General features: G+C 38.1%; 25 protein-coding genes. 13 read left to right on the top strand and 12 right to left on the bottom strand.

Features of this window, described 5'->3' with window-relative positions:
• Positions 1-56 precede the first annotated feature (56 nt).
• Positions 57-536, bottom strand: coding sequence for an SsrA-binding protein SmpB (gene smpB / locus H5088_RS08825; protein WP_004335699.1), 480 nt, complete (start codon positions 534-536; stop codon positions 57-59).
• 146 nt (positions 537-682) lie between these two features.
• On the opposite strand from smpB, the gene H5088_RS08820 reads away from it, so the two are divergent.
• Together H5088_RS08820 and H5088_RS08815 are read left to right on the top strand one after the other, a co-directional pair.
• Positions 683-1,123, top strand: coding sequence for a type II toxin-antitoxin system RatA family toxin (locus tag H5088_RS08820; protein WP_138488724.1), 441 nt, complete (start codon positions 683-685; stop codon positions 1,121-1,123).
• The gene (locus H5088_RS08815) at positions 1,120-1,443 is read left to right on the top strand and encodes an RnfH family protein (RefSeq protein ID WP_004335703.1); all 324 of its coding nucleotides are present in this window, start codon (positions 1,120-1,122) and stop codon (positions 1,441-1,443) included. Before H5088_RS08820 ends, H5088_RS08815 begins: the two co-directional genes overlap by 4 nt.
• 133 nt (positions 1,444-1,576) lie before the next feature.
• On the opposite strand, the gene H5088_RS08810 is transcribed toward H5088_RS08815, so the two are convergent.
• Positions 1,577-1,936, bottom strand: a complete 360-nt coding sequence (locus H5088_RS08810; protein WP_004335706.1) for an outer membrane protein assembly factor BamE — start codon at positions 1,934-1,936, stop codon at positions 1,577-1,579.
• 107 nt (positions 1,937-2,043) lie between these two features.
• On the opposite strand from H5088_RS08810, the gene H5088_RS08805 reads away from it, so the two are divergent.
• Positions 2,044-2,373 (top strand): GIY-YIG nuclease family protein, encoded by a 330-nt coding sequence (locus tag H5088_RS08805; protein WP_024594786.1) that lies wholly within the window; start codon positions 2,044-2,046, stop codon positions 2,371-2,373.
• Between the two features lie 94 nt (positions 2,374-2,467).
• Here the strand turns inward: H5088_RS08805 and H5088_RS08800 are convergent, their stop codons facing one another.
• Entirely contained in the window at positions 2,468-4,387 is a 1,920-nt protein-coding gene (locus tag H5088_RS08800) for a methyl-accepting chemotaxis protein (protein ID WP_182752691.1), read from the bottom strand.
• 192 nt (positions 4,388-4,579) lie between these two features.
• A complete protein-coding gene (gene ilvC / locus H5088_RS08795) occupies positions 4,580-6,052 on the bottom strand; it encodes a ketol-acid reductoisomerase (protein WP_182752690.1) in 1,473 nt (490 codons plus the stop codon).
• Positions 6,053-6,191: 139 nt separating this feature from the next.
• On the opposite strand from ilvC, the gene ilvY reads away from it, so the two are divergent.
• The 6 genes from ilvY (at position 6,192) to H5088_RS08765 (ending at position 11,835) form a co-directional block, all read left to right on the top strand.
• On the top strand, positions 6,192-7,097 hold the full coding sequence (gene ilvY / locus H5088_RS08790; RefSeq protein ID WP_182752689.1) for an HTH-type transcriptional activator IlvY: 906 nt from the start codon (positions 6,192-6,194) through the stop codon (positions 7,095-7,097).
• A gap of 116 nt (positions 7,098-7,213) precedes the next feature.
• Positions 7,214-8,260, top strand: coding sequence for a GGDEF domain-containing protein (locus H5088_RS08785; protein ID WP_182752688.1), 1,047 nt, complete (start codon positions 7,214-7,216; stop codon positions 8,258-8,260).
• Between the two features lie 400 nt (positions 8,261-8,660).
• Positions 8,661-9,473: a MipA/OmpV family protein gene (locus H5088_RS08780; protein ID WP_182752687.1), complete on the top strand. Its 813-nt coding sequence runs from the start codon at positions 8,661-8,663 to the stop codon at positions 9,471-9,473.
• A gap of 1 nt (position 9,474) precedes the next feature.
• Positions 9,475-9,855, top strand: a complete 381-nt coding sequence (locus tag H5088_RS08775) for a DUF3019 domain-containing protein (protein ID WP_024594944.1) — start codon at positions 9,475-9,477, stop codon at positions 9,853-9,855.
• 14 nt (positions 9,856-9,869) lie between these two features.
• A complete protein-coding gene (locus tag H5088_RS08770; RefSeq protein WP_004335729.1) occupies positions 9,870-10,562 on the top strand; it encodes a response regulator in 693 nt (230 codons plus the stop codon).
• 25 nt (positions 10,563-10,587) lie between these two features.
• A complete protein-coding gene (locus H5088_RS08765) occupies positions 10,588-11,835 on the top strand; it encodes an ATP-binding protein (protein WP_182672327.1) in 1,248 nt (415 codons plus the stop codon).
• Positions 11,836-11,926: 91 nt separating this feature from the next.
• Here H5088_RS08765 and H5088_RS08760 read toward each other — a convergent pair whose 3' ends face one another.
• On the bottom strand, positions 11,927-12,148 hold the full coding sequence (locus H5088_RS08760) for a DUF3820 family protein (RefSeq protein WP_182752686.1): 222 nt from the start codon (positions 12,146-12,148) through the stop codon (positions 11,927-11,929).
• Positions 12,149-12,498: 350 nt separating this feature from the next.
• Positions 12,499-14,073: a cation:proton antiporter family protein gene (locus H5088_RS08755; RefSeq protein ID WP_182752685.1), complete on the bottom strand. Its 1,575-nt coding sequence runs from the start codon at positions 14,071-14,073 to the stop codon at positions 12,499-12,501.
• A gap of 266 nt (positions 14,074-14,339) precedes the next feature.
• Between H5088_RS08755 and H5088_RS08750 the strand changes: the two genes are divergently transcribed.
• Together H5088_RS08750 and H5088_RS08745 are read left to right on the top strand one after the other, a co-directional pair.
• Positions 14,340-15,083: a sporulation protein gene (locus H5088_RS08750; protein ID WP_004335740.1), complete on the top strand. Its 744-nt coding sequence runs from the start codon at positions 14,340-14,342 to the stop codon at positions 15,081-15,083.
• Positions 15,084-15,152: 69 nt separating this feature from the next.
• Positions 15,153-15,602 (top strand): GNAT family N-acetyltransferase, encoded by a 450-nt coding sequence (locus tag H5088_RS08745; protein WP_004335742.1) that lies wholly within the window; start codon positions 15,153-15,155, stop codon positions 15,600-15,602.
• Positions 15,603-15,680: 78 nt separating this feature from the next.
• Here H5088_RS08745 and H5088_RS08740 read toward each other — a convergent pair whose 3' ends face one another.
• From H5088_RS08740 to H5088_RS08715, 6 genes are all read right to left on the bottom strand, one after another.
• Positions 15,681-17,036 carry a sodium-dependent transporter gene (locus H5088_RS08740; protein WP_138488731.1) on the bottom strand — a complete coding sequence of 452 codons (1,356 nt, stop codon included), beginning with the start codon at positions 17,034-17,036 and terminating at the stop codon, positions 15,681-15,683.
• Positions 17,037-17,240: 204 nt separating this feature from the next.
• A complete protein-coding gene (locus tag H5088_RS08735; protein WP_182752684.1) occupies positions 17,241-18,533 on the bottom strand; it encodes a HAMP domain-containing sensor histidine kinase in 1,293 nt (430 codons plus the stop codon).
• A 19-nt stretch (positions 18,534-18,552) separates the two neighbouring features.
• A complete protein-coding gene (locus H5088_RS08730; RefSeq protein ID WP_004335749.1) occupies positions 18,553-19,257 on the bottom strand; it encodes a response regulator transcription factor in 705 nt (234 codons plus the stop codon).
• Positions 19,258-19,281: 24 nt separating this feature from the next.
• Complete coding sequence (locus H5088_RS08725) at positions 19,282-19,665, bottom strand: DUF3019 domain-containing protein (protein ID WP_024597091.1); 384 nt, start codon at positions 19,663-19,665, stop codon at positions 19,282-19,284.
• Positions 19,655-20,437 carry a MipA/OmpV family protein gene (locus H5088_RS08720; RefSeq protein WP_004335751.1) on the bottom strand — a complete coding sequence of 261 codons (783 nt, stop codon included), beginning with the start codon at positions 20,435-20,437 and terminating at the stop codon, positions 19,655-19,657. Before H5088_RS08720 ends, H5088_RS08725 begins: the two co-directional genes overlap by 11 nt.
• Positions 20,438-20,915: 478 nt before the next feature.
• The gene (locus H5088_RS08715; RefSeq protein WP_002963149.1) at positions 20,916-21,719 is read right to left on the bottom strand and encodes a hypothetical protein; all 804 of its coding nucleotides are present in this window, start codon (positions 21,717-21,719) and stop codon (positions 20,916-20,918) included.
• A gap of 112 nt (positions 21,720-21,831) precedes the next feature.
• Between H5088_RS08715 and H5088_RS08710 the strand changes: the two genes are divergently transcribed.
• Together H5088_RS08710 and H5088_RS08705 are read left to right on the top strand one after the other, a co-directional pair.
• On the top strand, positions 21,832-22,986 hold the full coding sequence (locus H5088_RS08710; RefSeq protein ID WP_182712666.1) for a serine hydrolase: 1,155 nt from the start codon (positions 21,832-21,834) through the stop codon (positions 22,984-22,986).
• On the top strand, positions 22,983-23,483 hold the full coding sequence (locus H5088_RS08705) for a histidine phosphatase family protein (RefSeq protein ID WP_002963152.1): 501 nt from the start codon (positions 22,983-22,985) through the stop codon (positions 23,481-23,483). The genes H5088_RS08710 and H5088_RS08705 overlap by 4 nt, the downstream gene beginning before the upstream one ends.
• Positions 23,484-23,496: the final 13 nt, after the last annotated feature.

Below are 23,496 nucleotides of genomic sequence, written 5' to 3'. Positions count from 1 at the left end.
AATAGTTGGTTTTTTTTAATAAAAAAAACGCCTAACTTGTTAGTTAGGCGTTGTGCTTATACTTTGTGTTTCATTAAACGTTCTTTTTCGCGAGACCAATCTTTATTTTTCCCGTCGTCACGTTTATCGTGCAACTTTTTACCTTTTGCTAGATGAAATTCAAGTTTCACCCAACATTTTTTCCAGTACATAGCTGTAGCTATTAATGAATAGCCATCTCGCTCTGTTGCACCGAGTAGACGGTCAAGTTCGCGTCTGCTTAATAGTAACTTACGATAACGCAACGGATCGCAAATTACATGGGTTGATGCACTATTAAGTGGCTGTATTTGCGCGCCAAGCAAAAATGCTTCGCCATTTTTAAGATGAATATAAGTTTCGGTGATGTTTACCTTACCTGCTCGGATACTTTTTACTTCCCAGCCTTGTAGTTCAACACCTGCTTCAAACTTATCGTGTAAAAAATACTCATGTCGCGCTTTTTTGTTTAGCGCGATGGTATTACTTGTCGATTTTGATGAATTTTTCTTAGCCATAGTGCCCTATAATATACGTAATGTGAGATGTTTTACATCGATTTTTTAATAATGCTTTTAAAAATTAAGCTTTAATTTAAGCAGCATGAAAATTTGGGGAAACGCGCAAAGCTTGCTAAAATTCGCCCACACAGTTGGGAGTGAGTATGCCACAAATAGAAAAAAGTGCGCTGGTTATGTACAGCACTAAAGAGATGTTTGATCTAGTTAATGATGTAGAAGCTTATTCGCAGTTTTTACCAAATTGCTCAGACTCAAAAATTGTTTCACAGCATGATAATAACATGACCGCGAGTTTAGAAATATCCAAGGCGGGTATAAAAAAGTGGTTTACCACCGAAAACACCTTTGTTGATGAGCAAACCGTGTTGCTAAGCCTTGTTGATGGACCATTTAAGACGTTAAAAGGGCGCTGGCATTTTCAAGAGCTTGACGCCAAAGCATGTAAAGTTCATTTGCACCTAGAGTTTGAATTTTCAAGTAAGTTAATAGAGCTTGCCTTTGGTAAGATTTTTAACGATGTTGCAAAAAATATGGTGAGTGCATTTACTCAACGTGCAAAACAGGTTTATGGAGCGAGAGCATGATTAATGTTGAGGTGGTCTTTGCATTACCAACCACGGCCACGTGTTTATCAATTGAAGTGCCACAAGGGACTACAGTCGAGCAAGCTGTTATTCAGTCAGGTATTATACAAAAGTGCCCTGAGATAGATGCTACATCGCTAACGTTAGGTGTGTGGAATCGAACTGTAAAAGCTAACTATGAATTAAAAGACGGTGACCGTATAGAAATATATCGTCCATTAATTGCAGACCCTAAAGATGCGCGTAGAAAGCGTGCAGAAAAAGCTAAAGAAGAGGGGCGTGCAAATAAAATAACGGGTGGCCGCCCACTCGAAAAGTAACGCAAATCGGTATAAACGTGGAAAAATTTAACGGATTAAATCACACGCTAACGTTGTTTAAAATGGTAAAAGCTTTTAAATAAACCAATAAAAAAGGTGAGCCATGCTCACCTTTTTTTACCACTTGAGAAATTTATTGCTCGAGCGGTGTAGTAAAGTTTTCAGGTTGGTCATAATCCCCTGAGATTGAAACTAACTTTTCATTTTCAAAGTTAATTACTAACTCTTTATTTTGCTCGTTTTTACGGCCCTTATTAAAGCTGTAAATATAACGCCAAGTATTGTTATCAAAGGCGTCTTCGGCAATAGGTCTGCCTAATACGTAAACAACTTGCTCTCGAGTCATATTTACACGAAGTTTTTCAACATCCGATTGCTCTAAAAAGTTGCCTTGTGGGATGTTAATTCGGTATACCCAGCTAGAGCAACCTGCTGCTGAGCTAAGTGTTAAAGCAACGATAAGCCAAAGAGAAAAAGTTTTTAACGACTGCATTGTTAGTTGTGATCCTTATTTTTTATAATCTGCATGATACCGATTAGTCACTGAAGGTAAAACCCTTTTAAGCAATTGTTTTATGTTAAGGGCGTTAAGGTAATGTTTTGACCATAAATAATGAAAAAAGTTTACAGCACATCGAAACGAATATTTTAAAAACGGAGTCTACTTGGTTTTTATATATAGTTGAGACACGATTTGGTCATTGGTACACAGGGATCACGACTAATGTTGAAAAACGCTTTGCAACTCATCAAGCCGGCAAAGGGGCCAAAAACCTTAGAGGGAAAGGGCCGCTTTTACTTATTCATCAACAACAAGTTGGTAATAAAAGTGAAGCAAGTAAACTTGAGTATCAATTAAAAAAGCTCCCTAGAGCCAAAAAAGAAGCATACGTTTTAGCATTTAATACCGGCGACACTAAAATCATTTAGTTAATTTATTTAGATTAAACCGTATTCGCTGTGGGCAAAAGCTAGCTTTTAATATAGCTTTTGCTCACAAAGGAAATATAGCAGTTATAGCTGCTTAGCGATGTTTTTCAAAGGTAGCGACAAGTGCATCGAGTGTTTGAGCGCTGTTTGCCAAGTCACGAATAGCTTGCTCTGTATTGATTTGCTCGCTCATTGCTTTATCGCTAATTTCACTTATTTGCTCTATGTTACGACCTACATCAGCAACCACATTACTTTGCTGTTCGGTTGCAGTTGCAATAAGCGTAGCCATATCGTTTATTTGATTAGCTGTTTCGGCTATCGCATCGAGTAATTCTACTGAGCTCTGCATGGCTCCAACGCTTTGCTGCGCTTTATCTTTTGATTGGCTAATATCGTTAACTACATCATCAGATATTCTTGTAAGCTCTTCAATCATAGATTGAATTTCGGTGGTTGATTGCGATGTACGGTTTGCCAGAGCGCGTACTTCATCAGCAACAACAGCAAAGCCTCGACCGTGCTCACCTGCGCGAGCAGATTCAATTGCCGCGTTTAAAGCAAGTAGATTAGTCTGATCCGATATCCCTCTAATTGAATCCACAATACTTGCTATATCAACCGTTTTTTTAGAAAGCAAAGTAACTTGCTCTGTTATGCCATCAATATCGCTAGCTAGGGCTGAGATAGTTGTCTGGCTTTGTAATACTTGTTTGTGGCTTTGAATGGTGTTCTCACGGCTGTTATCGGTTAACTTAGCTGTATTCGCTGCGCTTTGTGCTATTTCTTGCACTGTAGCGCCCATTTCGTTGATAGCTGCTGCGACAGATATTGTTTGCTCTTTTTGATTATCAATTGCTTGCGAGTTTCGTTTTGCCTGTTCAAATACATGATCAGAACTTTGGCGAATATCGTGGCTTTCACTGGCAACTTGAGTAATCGCTGTTTCTATTTTATTTATAAACTGGTTAAAGCCATTACTTAAATTGTTGAGCTCTGGTTGGCTTGATTCTGGTAAGCGGTACGCTAAGTTTGCATCGCCAGAGCCTAAGCGTGAAAATAACTCAGCCATTTTAGAAAGTGGAGATGAAAGAGAGCGAGCAAGTAAGTAACTAATCAAGCTAGCAACTAACGCGGTGATTACTGTAAAAGTAAATATTTGCCATTGTAGGGTGTTTACACTTGCGAATACTTCACTTTTTGGTACTTGTGCTACAACATATAAGTCAGTGTTTTTAATTGGGGTTGCAGCTATAAGAGTTGGTTCGCCATTTAAGTTAATTTCTTCTAGTGCAAAGCCATTACTATTAAATAGTTGGCTGTGAATATTTGCAGTATATAAATCGTCAATATTTGCTTTTGCTACTTTATTGGCATCTTTATGAAGTTGAATTAATCCATTTTTATCTGCAATAAATACAAAACCTGTTTGCTCAATTTTAAATTGCTGTAATAGCTTTTGCATATCAGTGATGCTTTTTGCAAGACCTGCTAAACCAGTACCATTAGCTTGCTGATGATTTACAAACATTTTCACATCATTGGCTGACTCTTGATAAATACTGATAGAATAAGGTTGTTTTGATTGTTTGAACGCAAAAAACCAGCCATCAGCTGCATCGTTTTTTAACACACGCAAAAAACCATTTTGGTTCCAGTACTGTGCAGTGTCTCTATTTGCCCAAGATGCTGTTGCTAAATCGTATTGCTGGGCAACACGATTTAATTCTTTTAATAATAAAGTGTCGTCTTGATTACTAGACTGAGCCCACTGTAAAACAAATTCGTTTGATGATAGTTGCTGAGCAGCACCAAGTAACTCATTAATTTCACCGCCTATATGATTACTGATTGTTTGCAGTTTACTAGGTAGCTCTGACTCGATCATACGTTGCTCAATTATGTCTTTAGAGCTGTATAAAGAGGTCAAGCCAATCAGTGCCGCTACGCATATAGCAATAACACTGCCTAAAGCTGTGATTTTTTGAGTAATAGAAAGGTTTTGTATCGTCATGATATTAATTAATTTTACAACTGAGTAGAGGACTATACTAGCACATTATTTATTTAGAGCTAGATATTGCCTACTGTGAAATGAATAGAAGGTAGCGTGTTATGGTTAAAATTTTATGAATATGCATAAAAAAGCCCATAAGCAAAGCCTATGGGCTTGGTTTCTAACAAGCGAAACATTTATCGTTTAGGGTTAAACAATCTTTTTCATTGCTGACATGTAGCCACGTAATTTAGCACCTACTTTTTCAACTGGGTGTTCACGAAGGGCGGCGTTAATTTGAATTAATGTTTGGTTATCAACTTGGTTACTGTGCTCGCCAAGGCCTTTACCAATAACATCTGTATCAATTTTTTCCATAAAATCTGCAAGTAATGGTAAACATGCATGGTTATATAGGTAACATCCATACTCTGCAGTGTCAGAAATTGTACGGTTCATTTCAAAAAGCTTTTTGCGTGCAATAGTATTAGCAATTAATGGCGTTTCATGTAAAGACTCGTAGTAAGCTGACTCTTCAATAATACCGGCTGCTGTCATGGTTTCAAAAGCAAGTTCAACACCTGCTTTTACCATTGCTACCATTAAAATACCGTTATCAAAAAATTCTTGTTCTGAGATTTCTACATCGCCAGCAGGGGTCTTTTCAAAGTTAGTCTCTGCTGTTTCAGCGCGCCATTTAAGTAAGTTTACGTCATCGTTATTCCAGTCTTCCATCATAGTGCGTGAAAAAGTGCCGTCGATGATGTCATCTTGATGCTTATTATAAAGCGGGCGCATAATTAGTTTTAGCTCTTCGCTTAGTTCGAACGCTTTTACTTTTGCAGGGTTTGAAAGGCGGTCAAGCATGTTTGTGACGCCGCCGTACTTAAGTGCTTCGGTAATTACTTCCCAGCCGTATTGAATTAGCTTTGATGCATAACCCGCATCAACGCCTTTTTCTATCATTTTATCAAAACATAAAATAGAGCCAGTTTGTAACATGCCACATAAAATGGTTTGCTCGCCCATTAGGTCTGACTTAACTTCAGCAATAAATGATGATTTAAGTACTCCTGCACGGTGTCCGCCAGTCCCTGCTGCATACGCTTTAGCTTGTGCTAAACCATGACCTTGAGGGTCATTTTCTGGGTGAACAGCAATTAGAGTTGGTACACCAAAACCGCGTTTGTATTCTTCACGTACTTCAGAACCAGGACACTTAGGCGCAACCATGATTACAGTAATGTCTTCACGTACTTGCATGCCTTCTTCAACAATATTAAAGCCATGAGAGTAGGCAAGTGTAGAGCCTTTTTTCATAAGCGGCATAATTGCACTTACTACAGCAGTATGTTGCTTATCTGGTGTTAAATTAAGTACTACATCAGCTGTTGGGATTAGTTCTTCGTAAGTGCCAACAGTAAAGCCGTTTTCAGATGCGTTCAAAAATGATTGGCGACGCTCAGAAATAGCTGATGCGCGTAATGTGTAAGAAACATCTAAACCAGAGTCACGTAAGTTTAAGCCTTGGTTTAAACCTTGTGCGCCACAGCCTACAATAACTAGTTTTTTACCTTTAAGTGCATCAACGCCATCGGCAAATTCGCCTGCGTCCATAAATTCACATTGCGCTAATTGCGCTAATTGCTCGCGTAAAGGTAAGGTATTGAAATAATTCGCCATTGTTAGTGTCCTATAAAGTCATGTTTGTTAGATGCGCAATGTTTACTGCGCTTACAAGCACCATATGTAAAATCGTTGCTTGCGTAAAATGATATATTTGAATTAAAGTGTTTCATAATATGAAATGCAGGGGGGTTGGATGGAACATAAGCACTTAAACTACTTTTTAGCGTTGGCTAAAACACTTCACTTTGGGCGCGCAAGTGAGCTTTGCCACATAAGCGCACCCACTTTGAGCCGAAATATAAAACACTTGGAAGAAGAAGTTGGAGTGGCATTGTTTATCCGCGATAACCGAAGCGTTAAATTAACGCGTGAGGGGGAGTCCTTTATTGATTACGCAACGGCAACGCTTGCTAATTGGCAACGTTTTAAAACGAATGTAAAAGACCCACAACAGCATATTTACGGCAAAGTAAGTATTTATTGTTCTGTAACTGCATCTTATAGTTTTTTACATCAAATATTAGAACAACTTCGTGCGCAGCATCAGTACATAGAAATAACATTAAATACCGGTGACCCAGCACTTGCTATAAATCGTGTCCTAGATGGCCACGAATTAATGGCAATTGCAGCTAAGCCTAATAAATTACCGTCGCAAATTGCCTTTGTTGATATTGGGCACTCACCACTTTTATTAATTGGCCCAAAAATTCAATGTCCGATCACACAAAAGCTTTCACAAAATAGTGATGACATTAATTGGTCTGATTTAGAGTTTATTGTCCCAGAACAAGGTTTTTCTCGCCAAAGGTTAGAGCACTGGTGGCGCAAAAATAATATTCACGGAAAAATCTACGCCCAAGTTGCAGGACATGAAGCAATGGTATCTATGGTGAGCTTAGGGCTAGGCGTCGCAATGGTCCCTAAAATAGTACTAGATAACAGCCCGCTGCAAGATAAGGTACAAATCCTAACACCAAAAATGCAAGCACCTGAAGGGTTTGATATCGGTTTGGCGGTATTAAGAAAAGAGTTAAATGACCCTGCAATCAGTGCGTTGTGGAATATAGCGCAAACTTTAGAAGCAAAAGCAATTTAATATGCACACAGAGTAAGCAAATTAGTTAAATAGTATTAATATAGGTTGCGTATGAGTTTACTATTACTTAACATTGAGTGCTAATAATAAAAACAATGACGCTTGAGAGTTTATTTATGAACCACGCCGTATCACTTGCTCATTCTGCTCAATGCCTTAAAAAGGCGATTCCTTTGATGGTAAAATACCGCATGCCGGTTACGCCTATCAACTATGCAATTTGGTACTGTTACATTCAAGGGAGTAACCCTTCATTAAATGCTGAATTAGACCATGTTATTGCTGAGCAACAAACATGCTCACAAGACAAAGCAAAAGAAATTTTTGATAAGCATTTAACGCAAGACGATCTGGCTTTCTTTCAAGAAATGACTGAAAAGTTCCATACAACCATGGAGCAAGTCCAGCAAGATATAAGCACCACGCTTGAGCATTCCAAAAGCTTTACAACTAGTTTAGTTGATTCACAAAATGAATTAAATATGCTTGCTGATGTAAATTCTTATAATGAAATATTAGGTTGTGTAGAGCGCTTAACCGACGATTCTATTGCTATGCAGGATTATGCTAGAGAATTTCAAACTAAGTTAGCTGTTGCTTACAACGAAATAAAAGATTTAAAAGAAGCACTTAATATTTCAAAAGAAGTAGCTGATACCGACACGCTTACGGGGTTTTATAACCGAGGTAAGTTTGATTCAGATATCGTAAAATTTTGTTTTGAATACTCAGAGAAAGCACAGGAAGATTCTCTTGCCGTACTAATTATGTTTGATATTGACCACTTTAAACGTTTTAACGATGACTTTGGTCATCAAAAGGGTGACGAAGTGTTGAGGTTAGTTGCCAAAAAAGTGAGAGAAAATACAACTGAAACAGCAAATATATATAGATACGGTGGCGAAGAGTTTTGTATAACAGCTTATTTTGACACTATTAACGATATAATAGCGTTTGCCGATTGTATACGTTTAGCTATTGCGAAATTAGCGATTCGTAAAAAGCATGATGTAACAGCTAAACGTGCTATTTCTGCAAGTTTTGGTTTAGCTATTTTACGTCCATTTACTAATAGCTCAGTTTTAGTTGAGCGTGCAGATAGAGCCTTATATATCGCAAAAACACATGGCCGAAACCGAATAGAAATAGCCCCTGATATTTAATAAGCATCAGAAGCTTGATTTATTACGGCTAAAGCCGCTATTAACTTTGGTAACCTAGTAGCTTGTAAGGTTAATAAAAAAAGTTGTTAGAGTTGGCTTCCTGCAGATTTTATTTGAATTAAAGCATTTGCGAGGTTATCCCTCATTTCCAAAGTTTCTCAAAGCAGTGCCAGCTTAGCCAACGCACATAACTAATTTGAAGGGTTTGTCACTTCAAAAACACAAAAGTTAACATTTGTGTATACAAATTGTGAATAATTGTAACCAGCTAGAGCTAGTTTAAAAAGACCTTGCTAGTATGGGGAACTTACTTAATTTAATACTTTGATGTACGCTGATGCGGTATTCCTTCTCCTTATTAACTGCTCTATGTTTTAGCACTTTGTTTGCTTGCCTTTCGGTGCAAGCAACACAGGCAAGCAAGCATGCTGACGATTATACAGAGCAAGATATAACAACTGATCGCCTGCATTTGAGTTTAAGCGTTGGGGCTGGAGTTATAACCAACCCTTTGCATGGTGGAGATAATATTCCGCTTGTGCTTATTCCACAAATTGCGTTTTATGCAGAGCAATGGTTTTTTGATAATGGCCGCCTTGGCTATTCATTTTCACAATCCCCAAAGCATCACTTTAATCTAGTTAGTGAACTCAACTCTGAATCTCGCTTTTTTATAGACTGGCACCCTAAAAATGTATTTGCATTGCAAAGTAGTGCTCTTAATAATCAGTTTGTAATGCAAAATGAAGCCTCGTCCTCTCGCTACGCTGATATTGATAATTTGCATAAACGGCAAATTGCCTTGGATGCGGGTATTGCATATCACTATGTAAATGATGACCATGTTTTTTCAGTTCAGGCTCTGCATGATATAACCGATGTTTATCGAGGTGTACGCGGTGCATTGCAGTGGCAATATCATACTGTGCTAGGAAAGCTTAAAATAAAGCCAACACTTGGAATAAACTATAAATCTGCGGAACTAAATAGCTATTTTTATGGACTTAATGAGGGTGAAACTCAATTTGGCAAAATAGACGTTGGTAGTAGTTGGCAATCTTATGCTAAAATCGACGCCCGTTGGCCACTGAGTAAGGCTGACTCTCTTCGTTTTCATGTAGCATATTACGACTATTCGGCTATGGATGGCAGTCCGCTCTTTGAACGTACTTATTCAATGACTGCATTTATAGGATTCGATCGTACTTTTTAATATGAAGTATTCAATATTAGTTGTGTTTATTACCACTTTTTTTAGTGGTTTTAGCGTGGCACAAACCCCTGTTTTTAGTGTTTCTCCAAAAGTCTGCGTGGTTTCCGAACAGCAGGATTTTTGCGATCTTGATTTACAGTTTAAATGGCTATTAAACACCTATAGTGATGTCTGTTTGTATCAACAAGAACAACTACTTCAATGCTGGCAGCAGCAGCGTTCTGGGCAATTTAATTATAAAGCGCGTGTTCAGGTGGAGACCATATACTCCTTAATCAATCCTCATACGGGTGTGTTAATAGCAAAAACACAGGTTGAAGTACAAAGCGCCCATGCTAAAAAAAATAGGCGTAGGCTACGCTCTCCGTGGAGCTTTTTTTAATTTAGGAGCAACTAATGCCAAAAATTTTACTTGTTGAAGATGATCTCGGTTTACAACAGCTAACAAAAGATTACCTTGAACATAATGGCCTTGAAGTCGAAGTGTTAGACCGCGGTGACGAAGTGTTTAATTACCTAGAAAACAATACACCCGATTTAATGATTCTAGACGTTATGCTGCCAGGTAAAGATGGCTTTAGCGTTTGCCGCCAAGTAAGAGATAAATTTACTCTACCAATTTTAATGTTGACTGCTAAAGGTGAAGACTTCGACCAAGTGCTTGGTTTAGAACTTGGTGCTGATGATTATGTAATAAAACCAGCAGAGCCACGTGTATTACTAGCGCGGATCAATGCATTACTACGACGTGGGCAACCAATAGTAAAATCTAGTGAAGAACTGCAGTTTGGTGATTTAGTCATCGATAAAACAAGCCGTATTGTAAAACTAAGTGATTCAGAGATTGTATTAACTTCGCACGAGTTTGAACTACTATGGCTATTAGCGTCAAATGCGGGTGAAGTACTAAGCAGAGAACATGTGCACCAACATATGATTGGCCGTCAATACGACGGACTTGATAGAACTGTGGATGTACGCGTATCACGAATTCGTAAAAAATTAGGCGATAATAGTGATAAGCCGTATCGTATAAAAACCGTATGGGGACAAGGCTATTTATTTGTTTCTGATGCATGGGATCTTTAGAACTATTTAAGGTTAATCGGCTGTAATGGGAAAACTGTTTACCAGCTTATACTTATATATCATTGTTTCATTATTTGTTGTAAGTGGTGTTATTGAGCAGCTGTGGCCCTATGAAGAGTCGCAGCAGCAGGTCTTCTTAGACGATGAGTTTGGGCAATCACTGTGGTTGCTTTCACAAACCCCAAATGGTCTTAAAAAACTAAAGCATAACTTTGAAAGTAAAGTGATTGAACGACGTGATTTAATACTTCCTCAAAAACAACAATCGCAGCTAAATCAAAACCACTACTTATATTTGTATGATAAGCAACAACGCATTGTTTGGTATGTAGATCTCGGTAATGATTCATTACTTCAAGTAGGACCGGTAGGCGTATTAACGCAGCAATCATCTTCTGTTTGGCCGTATTTATTACTACTTATTATTGTAGGTATACCAGTTGGGCTATGGAGCTTTTTACTCTGGCGTGACTTTGCAAAGCTACGTAAAGCGTGTGAAGCGGTAGAGGGTTTGCAAGACTTTCAACTAAATGACTCTTCTAAGTCTTTCTTTTTACCTATAACTGATACATTAAAGGTAATGCAGCAACGCATTGAGTTTTTGCTTAGTGCACAGCAAGAACTTACCTCATCGGTATCCCATGAGTTTAGAACGCCATTAGCACGTTTAAAGTTTGCAATTGTAATGTTACAAGAACAAATGCTTGACGAAAAAGGCGAAAAATACCTAACAAACATGCAAACAGATATTAGTGAGCTTGAGTCACTAGTTTCTGAAATGCTTGAATACGCGCGATTAGACTCTCAACAACCAAGTTTACAGCCAATAAACTGCGATTTAGCTGGGCTGGTAAAAACCACTATTGAAAAGCTAAATTTTGAAGCTAGAACAACGCTCTCTATAAACCTCCCTGAGCATTTAAATTACTACTGTGATAGCCACTTTATGGCGCGAGTATTTCAAAATTTAATTGGCAATGCGCTCAAATACACTCATCAACAAGTCAAAATTTCATTGCTACAAGAGGCAACTCACATCGTATTGATTGTTGAAGATGATGGTGAAGGGATTGACCCCGTTGAGCGAGAAAACGTATTTAAGCCTTTTACTCGATTAGATAAAAGTAGAGGCAAGGACACTGGTGGCTTTGGTTTAGGGCTTGCTATAGTTGCTAAAATAGTGTCGTGGCACCAAGGAGAGTGTAAAGCAGAAAGCTCAAGCTTAGGTGGTGCTAAATTTATTGTATATTTACCTCTCAAATTTAAGACATAAAAAAAGCGCCTAAGGCGCTTTTTTTGCGGTTAAAAACCAAAATCAACAAGTAGCAATATAATAGACCGCAAGTATTTAAAAAAGTTCTCAATTATTTTTTATTTTTTTCAAGTAATGGCATTAACATTTGCTCAAGGCCATTTAGTTTAACCTCATACATCATCGCTAGTTGGCTACCAAGTTTCGAGTTAGGAAATCCCTGCTGTTTGAACCACACCAAATAAGGTTCTGGTAGTAGTAATAAAGGGCGCCCAGCATATTTCCCAAAAGGCATCGCTGTATTTACAGCTATTTTTAATTGTTTTGGATCCATAAGAGTTACTTAGGTTTTAAAGTCTGCGTAAGTGTAAGGGATTTTAGAAATATAAAATAGGCTGTGACGGGCAAGAAACAGCCTATTTTGCGAGGGAGTAGGCCCTCTGATTTAATAATTTTTTGTTGATTAATATAAACCTAGTTGAACTTTAATTAGCTGGGATCTAATTAAGTTATTATTAGAACATGGGGTTTTATTTAACCAACATGGATAGTCTACCTGTTTTTTATGATCGTGGTGAAATGGCTTGTAAAGGAATGTAAATAGAATTGCTTTTCATTTAAAAACTAATAACAAAGCCTTAATGATTTTAAGGCTTTGTTATTTATAGACGTTATAAAAAGTGATTATTCGTTAAATAGCTCTTGTTTAACGTGCTCTGCAAAACCACTACCTGCTTCTAAGTAAAAGTTATAAGTAGAATGAACACCCATTTCTTCTAGCTCTTTTTGTTGATCAGGGTAGTTTGCAATAGCTGTTACTTGGCCTTTATAACCTGAGGCTTGTAGTTGCTCTAGCGCAAAAATATTTTGCATATGCTTTGGCATTGCAAGCATGACCATTTCTACTTGCGAATGATTTACTCGTTGCCAAAAGTCAGGATCTGTTGCATCAGCAATTAATACGTTGCGGCCTCTGTTAACGTGCTTATCTACCACTTCAGGTTTTATATCTATGCCTGCAACAACATTTGGGTGAGTCGCGTTGATTGTTTCATAAGCACCAGTACCAATACGTCCCATACCAAAAATAACTATTTTAGTATCGTTTAGGTTAACAGGTAGCTCTTCAGCTAAACGAGTTTTGCTTTCAAACTTTAATAGCCAGTGCTCTATTTTTACGTATAGCTCGTTTGAGCGCTTATTTAACGGCGAGGCAATTACAAAGGTAATAGAAACAGCAATTGCCATTACGGCCAGCCACTCAGAAGTGATCATGCCTGTGCTAGCTGCTACTGCACATACAATTAACCCAAATTCACTGTAGTTAGATAAACTAAAGGCGGTAAGTAATGATGTACGTGCGCGTAGTTTGAATATATTTGTGAACACGTAATAAAGCGCTATTTTAACAGGTAAAACTAAAACAAGTATAATAGCAACGATTAATGAGCTAGTGGTTAGCTCTGCGCTCAAGCCAATACTTAAGAAAAAACCGACTAATAATATGTCTTTTAAATTAAGCAGAGATTTTGATAGTTCTCCTGCTTTTTTATGTGGTGCAAACATCATCCCAATTATGAGTGCGCCTAGGTCGCCTTTTAATCCTGCAAATTCAAATGCATGATAACCAGCAACTAAAGCAAAGAAAAAACCAAATAATGGTAATAGTTCACCATGTTTAGAGCGATTTAATACGCCATACATGACAGGTCGTAATAAAGGCAGAGCAATTATTAATGCAATTGCCCATACATTTGGAATTTTACCTGTACTAATCGCTAAAAAGATAACAGCAAAGATATCTTGCATGACTAGTATACCAATGGCTATTTTACCGTGAAGGCTTGCCATTTCTCCGCGTTCTTCAAGCACTTTTACTGCAAATACAGTACTTGAAAAACTAAGCGCAAACCCAACTAATAAAGCACTTTGCCAACTTAAATCAATAAACAGTGGAATAGCGAAAACACCAAGCAATAACATAAAGCAACTAAAAAGCGCGCTGCTAAAAATAATATGCAATGTTGCAGGCGCCCACACTTGGGGTTTAATTAAACTGTTTACCTTTAGCTTTAAACCAATACTAAAAAGAAGAAGGGTTACGCCAAGTGCTGCTATTGTATCGAGCAACTCTGTACTTTTATAACCCGATAAATTTAAAGCAAAACCTGCTAATAAAAATCCAATAAGAGGAGGCAGCTTTAACTGATAAACAGCAAAGCCACACACAAACGCGGCGGCAAAATAGATTAGTTCCATAATTCTTAATATCACTTCATTTGGGGTTGCAGTGTAACGAAAAATTTATACCATTGAAAATAAAAATAGACCTAAAAATGAACGCGTCTAATCAAATACTTGCCTAGCTGTGTATAAAAAATGCGCATCAAACATATATTTAATCGTAAATAGCATGTAAATAACATTTTTTCACTGACATTGGCTTTTAAATATGGTTAAGATGCGATAACGAAGAAGTTTAAGCAAGAGCAAATAATAGAACCGCTCAGCTTAAGGAGAAATATATGTTTAAAAAGATTTTAGCGTCGGTAGGTATTGGTGCTGCAAAAGTAGATACTGTTTTAGAGACTGAACACCTACAACCTGGTCAGCTTTTTAATGCACAAATAGTCATTACCGCAGGTGATGTTAGCCAAGATATTGCGGGCTTAGATTTATTACTTATGACCCGTGTTAAAGTGGCAGGTGATGATGGCGATTATTTTACCAATCATGTGATTGACCAATGGCGAATTACAGATATAGGTACAATTGAGCCTGGCGAAGTTAAAAGTATCCCTTTTGAAGCACGTCTTCATTCTGAAACACCTATTACAGAAATTAATGCAGGTTACAATCAATCTCATGTGTGGCTTGAAACAGGTTTAGATATTGATTTAGCACTTGATCCGAGCGATAAAGACCATTTACATATTTACCCTAATGAAGCTGTTAAAACGTGCATGCAGGCGATGGAAAAGCTAGGTTTTAGCTTAATGAAAGCTGATGTAGAAAAAGGCCATTTGCGCGCTTCAACATTTCAATCGTTATCGGGCTGTTATCAGGAACTTGAATATAAGCCAAATAGCCGTAGTTTATTTGGCATTCAAGAGATCGAGTTGTCATTTGTACCAGAGGCACATAAAACACACGTGCTTATAGAGCTAGACAGGGCCTTTAGAGGCGATGGTTATGTAGATTTAACGATAGAGCATGACCACGTGAATTTATCGCAGTTGTGCGACCAACTAGAGCGCTTATTTGCTTAATATAAACTAACAAGTGAATAATTTTATTAAACCCGGCCTAGGCTGGGTTTATTGTTTATAGGATTTAAAATGCAATTTAAATGTGAGCAGTTTAATGCTTTAGATGCGCATACTCTTTTTACTATTATGCGAGGACGTGTAGACGTATTTGTTGTAGAGCAGGCTTGCCCTTACCCTGAACTTGATGATGTAGATATTGATTTAAATACACAGCATTTATATACACTAGACAATGGGCGGCTACACACTTATGCCCGATGCTATGAAAAAAATGAGCAATACAGCGCAATAGGGCGCGTGCTGGTAAGTAAAAGTGCGCGTGGCAAAGGCGACGCCACTGTACTTGTAAGTAAAGCTATAGAATGCTGTAAAGAGCGGTGGCCTGAACGAGATATTTATATTGGCGCACAAACCTACTTACTTGATTTTTACCGCTCCTTTGGCTTTGAAGATTACAAAAGTGAATATCTAGAAGACGGTATACCTCATCAAGATATGATTTTAAAACTCACTCAATAAATCCAATTTAAGCAGCTATAAAAAAGCCCACTAATGTGGGCTATTTTATTTAAAACTATTTTAAGGCTAAGGTATCATTTAGCTCAATAGTGAATGTAAAAACACCATGCCAATAGCAAGTGGACATACAAACTTAGTATACCAAGGCCATATTTTCCAAAACAATGTATTGTGAACTTCAGGGTTACCCTCTTGAATTGCTTTTAGTAATGAGCCTCTATACCAAATCCAGCCTACAAATATACAACACATAAGACCAAGTAAAGGCTGAGCTACTTTTGTAGTGAGAGTGATTACTAAGCCAAATAAGCTGCTAAGGTTACACACAATTGTAATACTGACGATAGCGATTAACGCCCCAATTAACCACGTTGCTTGAACGCGTTTCATCCCAAAGCGCTCTACGGTGTATGATACTGGCGCCTCTAACATTGAAATAGATGATGTTAAAGCGGCAATACTCATTAACGCAAAAAATGAAAAACCCACAAATAAGCCAACTTCGCCCATTCCATCAAATAAAGCGGGGAGTACCTGAAACACTAATGTATCTTCAGAGAGTAGCTTACCCGTTGTGGCCGAGAATATTTCAACGCCTTGAGCTTGTGCTACGTACATAGCCGGAATAATCAGTAAACCTGCAACAAAGGCTATAAATACATCAATAAGGGTTACATAGGCACCTAAAGAAACAAGATTTTCTTTTTTACTAATGTACGAGCCGTAAATAATCATTACGCTAGTGCCAAGCGATAGTGAGAAGAAAGCTTGCCCTAGTGCACTTACTAATAGTTTTGCGTCAAAAATAGATGAAAAGTCAGGAACTAAGTAGGCTTTTAAGCCTTCCATAGCACCATCTTGCGTCATCACATAAGCAATAAGTGCAAATAAAATGCCTAAAAGTGCAGGCATTAAACGCTTAGACCACTTCTCAATACCGTTTTCAACGCCTCTACTTATAATAGCGACTGTTAGTACGATAAAGATCATAGTGAATATAATATTTCGAGTAAGTGATTGCTCGCTTAACCATGTAGATGCTGTGTTGGCACCAACTAAAGTGGCTATGGGTTCAGCTGTGGCGCTGAGCATCCAACCGGCAACAATGGCGTAAAAGCTTAGTATAAAGCCAGCACATAAAATACCGCCAAAACCAACAGCAAAGGCAAAGTGTTTTTGCCATGGCTTATTAGATATTTTTTGAAGTGATGACACTGCGTTTGCTTGGCCATGACGTCCAATCATAAGTTCAGCCATTAAAGCAGGGTAGGCTAAAAAGAACGCAAGCACTAAATATGCGACTAAAAATGCAGCACCGCCATTACTTGCTGTTTGTGTAGGGAATCCCCAAATATTGCCCAAACCAACGGCAGAACCCGCGGCGGCCATAATAAAACCAAAGCGAGAGCTAAACTCGCCTCTAACTGCGCTCATATTATTGTACTTCTCTATTGTGTGACGGCGGTGACAATCTACTGGAAATGTAAAAAAATAAAAAGTGCTTATTTGCTGATCTAGCACAAATTAATAAGTAAAGTGTATGTTATAACCATCGATTTTAATTGTTGTTATTAAGTCGTTTAAAATAACGAGTTGATTTTGTTTAATAATTGTTAATTACAGTCTGTAACTATTGCTTTACGGATTATGGTGCTGTGCAATAGTGAGAGTAAAGCACGCCCCCCCTAACTGGGTGCTTTTACTTACTTTAACGCTGCCATGATGCCAATCAGCTACCTTGGTAACAATGGCTAGGCCAAGGCCATAACTCTTATCGGCTCTGTTACGGTGATCTTCCTCTCTAAAAAATGGACTAAATACATTACTAAAGTTCTCTTGTGCGATACCAGGGCCGTCATCTTCTACCGTTATTATAAGCTGTTGCTCGTGTAACTTTGCACTGAGGTAAATATGTTGGTTTGCAAAATCACATGCGTTAGTTAATAAGTTAGTAATTGCACGAGCCAGCCAGTGAAGATCTGCATTTATTATTTTATCTGTACTATTGAGCTGTACGTTGAGCATTTGCATTTCAAGTTTTGGTGCAAGTTGAACTAAAATATCTTCAAGGTAGGATTTAATATTGGTTGATGAATAGGTTAGTTTATTCGCGTTTTGCTCTAAAGTAGCAAATGCTAAATAGCTACTAAGCATCGATTCCATATGATCTAAATCGTTTTCCATACGGGTTAAATACTGTTTTACTTTTTGCTCATCATGGCTATCTAATGCCGCATCTAAACCAAATCGCAGGCACGCGATAGGGGTGCGGATGTCGTGAGACAAGCTCGAGGCCATTAGTTTGTTTTCGGCGACAAGTTTCTCTATTTGGCTAGCCATGCGGTTAAAAGTAAGCTCTACATCTTTTATATAGGTAAAGTGCGATACCTTTATTCGGGCTTGAACATTACCAGAGGCAAACTTTTTAGCGGCTTCATTTAAGACAGTTAGCCGTTTAGCTAAGGGCGCGATAATAAACCCCATAAATACACATAGGCCTGCGTAAAATAGTAGAGTTAATATAATGTCGTTATGCTGCTCGCTATCAGAAATTTTATCTAAGCGCATTGATAAGTGAAAAGGATTTAAAACGTCGCTACTATAAAGCATATAAAAGCCTTGCTGATCCTCTAAAATCAGCCCACCTAGCGTGTGCATTTGTAATAATAAAGAAGGTGGTAAGGCGAGTGACTCATTTGGCTTGTAGTCAATTAAAACATCAAACTCTCGGGCTAGTTGTTTTACATAATCGCTGCGCTCAGATGTAGGTATGTTAGCTAACTGCTTATTAAAACCCATGATCATTTTACTTTGCTGACTAAATTCATCTTGTGGGGTATGCGCTTGTTGACTAAAAGCATCAATAAGCCAGCCCAATACCACAATAGATAAAAGTGCACTGCCTAGAAGCGATATATAAAACTTTTTCATTTATTTATTCATCGCTCTATTACCACGCGGTAGAAACAAGTAAATATCCACGGCCCCAAATAGTTTTAATTTTTTCGGGGTTTTGTGGATCATCATTAAATTTTTTACGAAGTGCAGAAATAAGTACATCAACACTTCTATCAAGCCCGTCGTACTCTCTACCTTTCGTCGCTTTAAATACGGCATCGCGTGAGACAACTTGACCTGCATTGCTTGCAAGGTAGTGTAATAATAGATATTCGGCGCTTGATATGTTTATATCTTGCTCGTTAAGGGTCACATTTCTAGATTCGGTATTAATACTAAGTGCACCAACTTGAATAATGCTTTGGCTAACCTGTGGCTTATTTGGCTCATTGTTTTGACGCAGTGCTGCTTTTATTCGCGCTAGTAATGCACGCGGACGCACCGGTTTCATTATGTAGTCGCTTGCGCCAACTTCTAAACCAATAACTTCATCCATCTCTTCATCGCGTGCGGTGAGCATTATAATAGGCGAATTATAAAAGCTACGAAGCTCTCTACATACGCTGATACCATCTTGCCCCGGGAGCATAATATCAAGGAGCACAATATTTGGGTTTAACGTTTTGACCTTGCTAACAACTTCGTCACCACGATGACAAACATGCGTTGTATAGCCTTGCTCTGTTAAATATTCAGCAACCCATTGCGCTAGTGATGCATCGTCTTCAACAAGTAAAATAGTGCCGTAGTTATCCATAAAATATCCCTAATGCGATTGGTATTAAAATAGTCGCCAGCGGCGTTTTTTTTGTCTGTTTTGATAAACCCATTGTAGTTTTACTTCTGCTGTACTGATGACTTTGGATGTATTGCTATCAAATAGTTCAAATGAAATGCTTTGCTGTGAGTCAAAAGCATAATTAAAAGTACCACTTTGTTGCTTTAGCCAACATTGCATAATGTACTTTGAAGTTGCATCGCGTAGGCAGTAATTGCCAATGATAGGTTGCTCCCACGTAAGTGTGACATCGGCATAGCAATTACGCCCTTCGCGCAGTGCAACACAAGTGTCGGGTAGTGCTATGAGTGCTTCAGGGGGGTCCTGCGCTTTAACAGTAAAGGTACTGGGAAAGATCAGTAATACCCAGATCCATCTAAAATACATAACGTAGGCCTACCTTGGCTTTATGTTGATATCCTTGGGAAATAATTGGGCTGTCGTCAATTTCTTTTGAAAACCATGTAGTAAGCCAACCGGATAAAAACACCCAATCTTGGCTTATTGGATATTCAGCATGGAACTCAAAGATAATACTAGTACTGGCATTGCTGGTATAAATCGGGCGAAGGCTGGTGGCTTCATCGCTATCAATGCCAAAGTAATAATTGGTAAAGTCAGCAGAGTAGGCGCTTAAACCAACACCAGACCTAAACTCCCAGTTTCGCCATGGCAAAATGTGGCTAAAAAAGCTATTTATAACCCAGCCATTATGGGCACCAGATATGTCATGAAGGTATTCAAAGGAGAATTGTGAGTTTTCAAATCGGCGCGAGAGCCTAAGACCAACATCAAAATCGTAATTACGCTTTTTAATACCTTGGAGTTCTTTTATAACACCATGGTTATAAAACCCGAGGCCTTTTTCGTCAAACCCGGCTTGAGTATTTGTGCCAAGTATATCTAAGCCCCAATCAAATTTATCTATAAGGCTGTAACCAATTACAAGACCACCGCTGAGTTGATTGTGATCAAAATCAAGATAAAATTTATCGTAAGAAACAGCAAGACTTAAATCAAGCTCAACGCCCTTATCGTAAGATTCGATACCGATTAGGTAAGAATCTTCAATATAAAAGCCCGCACCTGCACTCCAATCCCAGGCAAAGCCTTGGGTTGGCTCTAACGTATTGTCTGCATAATAGCGATTACTTGCCATACTTGTGGTGCTAAAAATAAAGCAAAAAAGCAATGTTATGCTAACTAAAGTATGGTTAAGCAAAGTGTTTCTCATCCCTATGGGGCCTAATTATTATTTGTTATTAGGCGTAGTATATTGTTAATTCGTTCCTTTAATCTGTAAAAAAATGTAGTAAGTGTTAGGTCTGTTGAACTTTCAAGGTTAAATTTTCAGCAGTCTGTTTGGTATATAGGCAAGGCAGAGCCTATGCAGTGTGGCTATTCCCCATAAATGGGCGATAACGTAGCATTAATGCCAAACAGGCGCTGCCCAATGGGTTCTTCCTAAGGGCTATTTACGCTTTGTTGCTCGGTTTTTACTTATTCTTACATGGATGTAAGCCATTAGAATAACGCAGGAGCAGTTATCGAGCCCACTAGGTTACAAACCGAGCGCCGCGATTAAATAGCCCCTAGTTTGAACAAATTTTAATCCGTAAAGATCAACAGACCCTAATTTACTGAACTTTAATTTTATCGATTAATATACTGCTTAAGTAAAACTGCATCATAGGCGTTAATGCGCTTACTTCTGTTCTGTTACATGGACCACTAAGCTTGGCAAGGCTAGATAACTTTGACAACGTTTTGTACTGAGGAATTTGAATGTCTTTTCCAAGTCTTTCCATGCGGGCTTCATCAGTATTTTGCTGATGGACAAAAGCGACAACCTCAAGCTCATTAGTTATTTTTTGCTCTTCGGTGAAACTATAAACTAGTGGCTCACGATGAAAACTTGCACTATCAATAGAAGATTTAGCAAACCAAACAACATCACCTGATGCTTTGTGTGTGAGGCGCATACTTACTTGTGCAAATATTGCAGCGCATTCCTGAGTTGGGTATTGCTGAGCAATATCTGAATATAATGTAAAAGGGTTCTCAGGTTGCTTTATTGCGTACTTAACATCGTCAGTGAAAGTTAAATCAAGTTGCTGAATAGTTAGTGTGTAGTCGCTGTTATTTTTAGTTGTTACTTTTAGCTGTTTATCGTTAAGTGCTTGGCTAATTTGCGATAAAAGTTTATCGGTTACACTTGCCTTATCGGTAATAATTTTTACTGTTTGGTTTCTAACTACCTTATGTGCAGGAAGTTGAACGGATTTAACTTTTGGGGATGAGTGTTCTGTGGTGTACTCAAGCTGGTAGGTCTGACTTTTTAATGTTGGCTTTAATGGCATAGCCAGTGGCTCGGCCGGCTGCTTTGTAAGAGTACAACCAGTTGATAATATAACAAAAAGTGACACAACTAAAAAACGCATAAGTACTAAACACTCACTAAAAACCAAATAATCGTCGTATTGTACGTTAGTCCAAACAAAACTTCATGATATTATCTACATAGATGTAGTTAAAAAGATAAAATTTATAAAAATGAAGTATCTCAAATCTTTATTGTATAGCCTACCTGCTTTGTGTTTGTTGTTTAGCTCTGTGAGTTTTGCAGCAAAAGCAGATCCTGATTGGGATGCATTTGTAAAAAATTACGGCCGTTATGCGCAAAAAAAACTGAAAAATAAAGGTATACCAGGCGCTGCACTTTCGATTGTAAGTACAAACAACTCAGACTACATCCACACCATGGGTGTAACTAAAACCCGAAATGGACAAAAAGTAAATAAGCATACCCGGTTTAGGCTCGCGTCTGTTTCTAAAACATTTGCAGGCTCGTTATCAGCTAAATTAGCCAATGAGGGTTTACTTAAATTAGATAAAGCTGTTAGCGATTACATAACTGAGTTCAAAGGGACTGTTTATCAAGATGATTTAAAGGTATTTCACCTTCTAAGTCATGCAAGTGGGTTAGTGCCTAATGCGTACGATAATTTGATAGAGTCTCGTATGGATTACCCCAGTATTGTTGAAAAATTACTTAGTGTTAAACCTATTTGCAAACCAGGCGAATGTTACGGTTATCAAAATGTTATGTTTAGCCTTATAGGTAATGTGATATTACAAAGCAGTGGTAAAAGTTACGCGCAGTGGTTACGGGAAACTATTTTTGCGCCTTTAAAAATGAGTGATGCCAGCTTAGGTTTTGAATCTATGGTTCAGGATGAAAATTACGCATTACCACACGTGCGCGGTACAAAACGTTGGTATAGCGCTAAGCTTAAAAAAAATTATTATAAAGTGGGACCTGCAGCGGGTGTAAACGCAAGCGCAAATGACATGGCCATTTGGTTAAAAGCCCAGCTAGGGCAATACCCAGATGTTTTGTCATTGGATACTCTAGCAAAGCAAACGCGTCCTTATACACATACAAAAAAAGAAATGCATCGCAGGGTGTGGAAAAAACACCTTAATGAGGCTTATTACGGACTAGGTTGGCGGGTTTATAATTACGCTGATGAAACGCTTTACTATCATAGTGGCTGGGTGCAAGGATATAGAAGCGATGTGGTTGTGTTTCCCCACTTAAATGTTGGTTTTAGTTTAATCGTTAATGCTGAAACCGGCGTAATAAATGAATTAACAACTGAATTTATCGACAGGCTATTAGAATACAAACGAGGTAAAAAAATATGAATAAAATAATATTAGCAATCACTTTTTTAGCCTTGTCATTTAATTGTAGTTTGGCATTTGCCGCACCTGACGAGGTATATTTGTTTCGTCATAGCGAAAAGTTAACGGGGAAAAACCCAGCGCTCTCAGAAGAGGGGAAGGCACGTGCAAATAATTTAGTTACTTTGTTTAAAGAACATCAAAATATACATCTTTTTAGCAGCAACTATAAACGCACGTTGCAAACAGCCGCACCTTTGCAGGCACATTTTAATACCAAATTAAATGTGTATAACGCAGGTGAGCTAGGTGATTTAAAAAATGAGTTACTCAAACTAAAGGGTGTAGTTGTTGTTATTGGGCACAGTAATACGACGCCGCAACTGGCTGAACTACTCTCCAATGAAAAAGTGCCAGCTATGAGTGAGACACAATTTACTCAGTATTTTATATTGCATAATAAGCCCAGAAGTAATGGCACTGATTATGATGTAACGCATCATACAATGAGCTTTTAAATTAAAAAGTGTT

It is taken from the genome of Pseudoalteromonas sp. SR43-3 (genome assembly GCF_014163875.1).
Lineage (GTDB): Bacteria > Pseudomonadota > Gammaproteobacteria > Enterobacterales > Alteromonadaceae > Pseudoalteromonas > Pseudoalteromonas distincta.
The sequence above is the reverse complement of the archived record's forward strand: the minus strand, read 5'-3'. Positions and strand labels throughout refer to the sequence as shown.